Below are 4,335 nucleotides of genomic sequence, written 5' to 3'. Positions count from 1 at the left end.
ACGCCCAATGCAGTGACGCCCGTTCACCTGGTGGGCAAGGAGCGACCACGACCTCGGGAGCCGACAGGCCGTCGAGGCCCTCACCGGCGGACAGCCAGACCGGTTCCGGCCCCTCCGCCCGCGCGGCCTCGACGGGTACCCACTCCACGCGGAACAGCGCGTCGCGCAGGGTCGCCGCGGCTGCGGCCTCCGCCGCTCGGCCGGACAGCGGCCGCAGCGCGAGCGAGTCGACGGTCAGGACCGGACTGCCCAGGGCGTCCGCCGCGTCGAGCCGTACCTCCTCCTGACCGGTCACGGTCAGCCGAACCCGCAGTACGGTCGCGCCCGTGGCGTGCAGGCGTACGCCCCGCCAGGAGAACGGCATCAGTGCCGGAGCGCCGTCCTCGGCCAGGCTGCCGAGGCCGACCGTCTGCAGCGCCGCGTCGAACAGGGCGGGGTGCAGCTCGAAGTCCGCCGCGTTCTCCGCCAGGTCCGCCGGCAGGGTGACCTCGGCGAACACCTCGTCACCGCGCCGCCACGCCGCCCGCAGGCCCTGGAACTCCGGGCCGTACTCGAAGCCGCTCTCCCGGAACCGCTCGTAGCGGCCCTCGATGTCCAGCGGCTCGGCCCCGGCCGGCGGCCAGGCCCCGCTGAGGTCCTGCCCGGCGTCGGCGCGGTCCGGGCTCAGGGTGCCGCTCGCGTGGCGCTTCCACGGCAGGCCGTCCTGCGCCGTGTCCCCGTCGGGCCGCGCGTGCACGGTCAGCGTGCGCCGACCCGACGCGTCGGCGGCACCGACCCGTACCCGGAGTCGTAGGCCACCGTCCTCGGGCAGCACCAGCGGCGCCTCCAGAGTCAGTTCCTCCAGCAGCGGGCAACCCGCCCTGTCCCCGGCCCGTACGGCCAGCTCGGCCAGCGCGGTGCCGGGCAGCAGGGCCGCGCCCTCGACCCGGTGACCGCGGATCCACGGCTGGGCGGCGAGCGAGACCCAGCTGGTGAACAGCAGCTCGTCGCCGTCGGCGCTCTCCAGTACGGCACCCAGCAGCGGATGGTCCACCGACTCCAGGCCGAGCGAGCGTACGTCCCCGGCCGCACCGGAGGAGGCCTTCGGCCAGTAGCGCTGCCGCTGGAAGGGGTAGGTCGGCAGATCCACCCGCCGGGCACCGCTGCCGGCGAACAACGCCGCCCAGTCGACCCGGGCGCCGCGGGCGAACACCGTCGCCACCGCCTCCACCACCGACTCCGGCTCGGCGCGGTCCCGCCGCAGCGCGGCGGCGAACGCCACGGCTTCGCCGGGCAGGCAGTCCTCGCCCATGCCGGAGAGCACCCCGCCGGGACCGAGTTCCAGGCAGCTGCCGACGCCCAGTTCGCCCAGCGTCCGCACGCCGTCGGCGAACCGCACGGCCTGCCGCACATGGCGCACCCAGTAGTCCGGGTCGGTCAGCTCCTCCGCGGTCGCCGTACGGCCGGTCACATCGGAGACGACCGGGATCAGCGGATCGCTGTACCGCAGCGAGCGCGCGACGGTCCGGAAGTCGTCGAGCATGGCGTCCATGCGGGGCGAGTGGAAGGCATGGCTGACGTTGAGCCGCTTGGTGCGTCGGCCGCGCTCGGCGAGTTCGGCGGCCACCGCGAGCACCGTCTCTTCGTCGCCCGACACGACGACGGACCGCGGCCCGTTGACGGCGGCGACGGACACCCGGTCCGTGCGTCCGGCCAGCACCTCCATGACCTCGTCCTCGGTCGCGCGTACGGACACCATCGCCCCGCCCGTCGGCAGCTCCTGCATCAGCCGGCCGCGCGCGGCCACCAGCGCGCAGGCGTCCGGCAGGCTCAGCACCCCCGCCACATGGGCCGCCGCCAGCTCGCCGACGGAGTGGCCCAGCAGCGCGGCGGGACGCAGGCCCCATGCCTCGACCAGCCGGAACAGCGCGACCTCGACGGCGAACAGCCCTGCCTGGGTGTACCGCGTCCGGTCCAGGAGCTCCGCCTCGGCCGTGCCCGGCTCGGCGAACACCACCTCACGCAGCGGACGGTCCAGGTGCGGGTCCAGGGCGGCGCAGACCTCGTCGAAGGCGGCGGCGAACACCGGGTAGGCGGCGTGGAGTTTACGTCCCATGCCCGGGTACTGGCTGCCCTGCCCGGTGAAGAGGAAGGCCGTCCGGGCCGCGCGGTGACCCGCGCCCGTCACCAGCCCCGGAGCCGCGTCCCTGCCCTCGGCGAGCGCGGCCAGCGCCGTGTCGAGCCCGCCGGGACCGCTGTTGTACAGCACCGCGCGGTGCTCGAAGACCGAACGCCCCGTGGCCAGCGAGAAGCCGACATCGGCGGGATCCGTCTGGACGAACTCCCTCAGCCGTGCGGCCTGTTCGCGCAACGCGTCCGCCGACCGCGCGGACAGCACCCACGGCACGACCGGCATCCCGGCCCCGCGCTCCGGCACGTCCTCGGTGGACACGTTCTCCGGGGCCTCTTCCAGGACGGCGTGCGTGTTCGTGCCGCTCACGCCGAAGGACGACACGGCCGCACGGCGCGGCCGGTCGGCGGCCGGCCAGGGCCGCTCCTCGGTCAGCAGCGAGGCGGCTCCGGAGTCCCAGTCGACGTGGGTGGAGGGGGTGTCGACGTGGAGAGTCCGGGGGAGGAGGCCGTGGCGCATGGCCATGACCATCTTGATGACGCCGCCGACGCCGGCGGCGGCCTGGGTGTGGCCGATGTTGGACTTCAACGAGCCGAGCCACAGCGGTTGTTCGTCGGTGTGGTCCTGGCCGTAGGTGGCAAGGAGGGCCTGGGCCTCGATGGGGTCGCCGAGAGTGGTGCCGGTGCCGTGGGCCTCGACGACGTCCACGTCCGCACCGGTCAGCCCGGCGGCGACCAGCGCGTCCCGGATCACCCGCTCCTGGGCGGGACCGTTGGGGGCGGTCAGGCCGTTGCTGGCGCCGTCCTGGTTGGCCGCCGTGGAGCGGACCACCGCGAGCACCGGGTGGCCGTTGCGGCGCGCGTCCGACAGCCGCTCCAGCAGCAGCAGACCCACGCCCTCCGACAGGCTGGTCCCGTCGGCGCTGTCCGCGAACGCCTTGCAGCGTCCGTCCGGGGCCAGTCCGTGCCCCTGCCCCCGGCTGAACTCGTCGAACAGCGTCGGCGTCGACATCACCGCCACGCCCCCGGCGAGCGCCAGCGAGCACTCCCCGTTGCGCAGCGACTGCACCGCCAGATGCAGCGCGATCAACGAGGACGAGCAGGCGGTGTCGACCGTCACCGCGGGCCCCTCCAGGCCGAGCGTGTAGGCCACCCGGCCGGAGGCGACGCTGCCCGCGCTGCCGTTGTAGACATAGCCCTCGACGGCGTCCGGCGACGCGTCGACCAGCGTGCCGTAGTCGTGGTACATCACACCGGCGAAGACGCCCGTACGGCTGCCCCGCAGGGACTGGGGGTTGATGCCGGCCCGCTCGAAGGCCTCCCAGGAGGTCTCCAGGAGCAGGCGCTGCTGCGGGTCCATGGCGAGCGCCTCACGGGGCGAGATCCCGAAGAACGCCGGGTCGAAGTCGGCGGCGTCGTACAGGAATCCGCCGTGGTCGTAGAGCCCGTCCAGCTCCCAGCCGCGATCGGTCGGGAACTCGGACACCGCGTCCTCGCCCGCGGCCACCAGCCGCCACAGGTCCTGCGGCGTGCGTACGCCGCCCGGGTAGCGGCAGCTCATCGCGACGATCGCGATCGGCTCCCGGCCACGCTCGGTGAGCTCACGGTTGTGCTGCCGCAGCCGCTCGGTCTCCTTCAGGGACGCCCGCAGGGCGGCGACGACCTTGTCGTTGGGGTTGCTCATGGGGTCACTCACGCTCCGCGTCGGATCCGGCGCTGTCGCCGTCGAAAGCAAGGTTGATGAGGAGGTCGACGTCCATCTCGTCGATGGCGTCGATGGCTCCGGTCTCGTGGCCGGAGTCCGGCGCGGCCGCGGGCGCCGGTGCGGTCTGCGCGGTCTCCTGCGGGAACAGCTTCCGCTCCACGAAGCGGGCGATCGCCTGCGGAGTCGGCTGGTCGAAGACCAGCGTGGCCGGCAGCCGCAGCCCGGTGGCCGTGTTGAGCCGGTTGCGCAGCTCGACCGCCGTCAGCGAGTCGAAGCCGATGTCCTTGAAGGCGCGGTCCGGTTCGACCGCGGCCGTCGACGCGTAGCCCAGCACGGCAGCCACCTGCGCGACGACCAGGTCCTCCAGCGCCTGCGCCCGCTGCTCCCCGGACACCCGGGCGAGCCGCTCGGCGAGCGACAACTCCGCGGGCCGTCGCATGCCGGCCTCCGCGGTGTGACGACGCACCCGACGCTGGGCCAGACCTCGCAGCAGCGCCGGAAGACTGTCGTCGTCGGCCCGC

The 4,335-nt window shown here is 74.1% G+C and carries 2 protein-coding genes; both read right to left on the bottom strand.

The window, feature by feature from the left end; all coding sequences use genetic code 11:
• Nucleotides 1–3,793, bottom strand: a 3,793-nt coding sequence (locus V5O46_RS31425) for a type I polyketide synthase (RefSeq protein WP_332888140.1), incomplete at its 3' end; no start/stop codon positions are given.
• 4 nt (nucleotides 3,794–3,797) lie between these two features.
• Nucleotides 3,798–4,335: acyl carrier protein (locus V5O46_RS31420; RefSeq protein ID WP_332888139.1), on the bottom strand; the 538-nt coding region annotated here is incomplete at its 5' end.

The sequence above is a fragment of the Streptomyces poriticola genome, assembly GCF_036689765.1.
Classification (GTDB): domain Bacteria; phylum Actinomycetota; class Actinomycetes; order Streptomycetales; family Streptomycetaceae; genus Streptomyces; species Streptomyces poriticola.
Note: the sequence above shows the minus strand (reverse complement) of the source record. Positions and strands in the feature narration are given on the sequence as shown.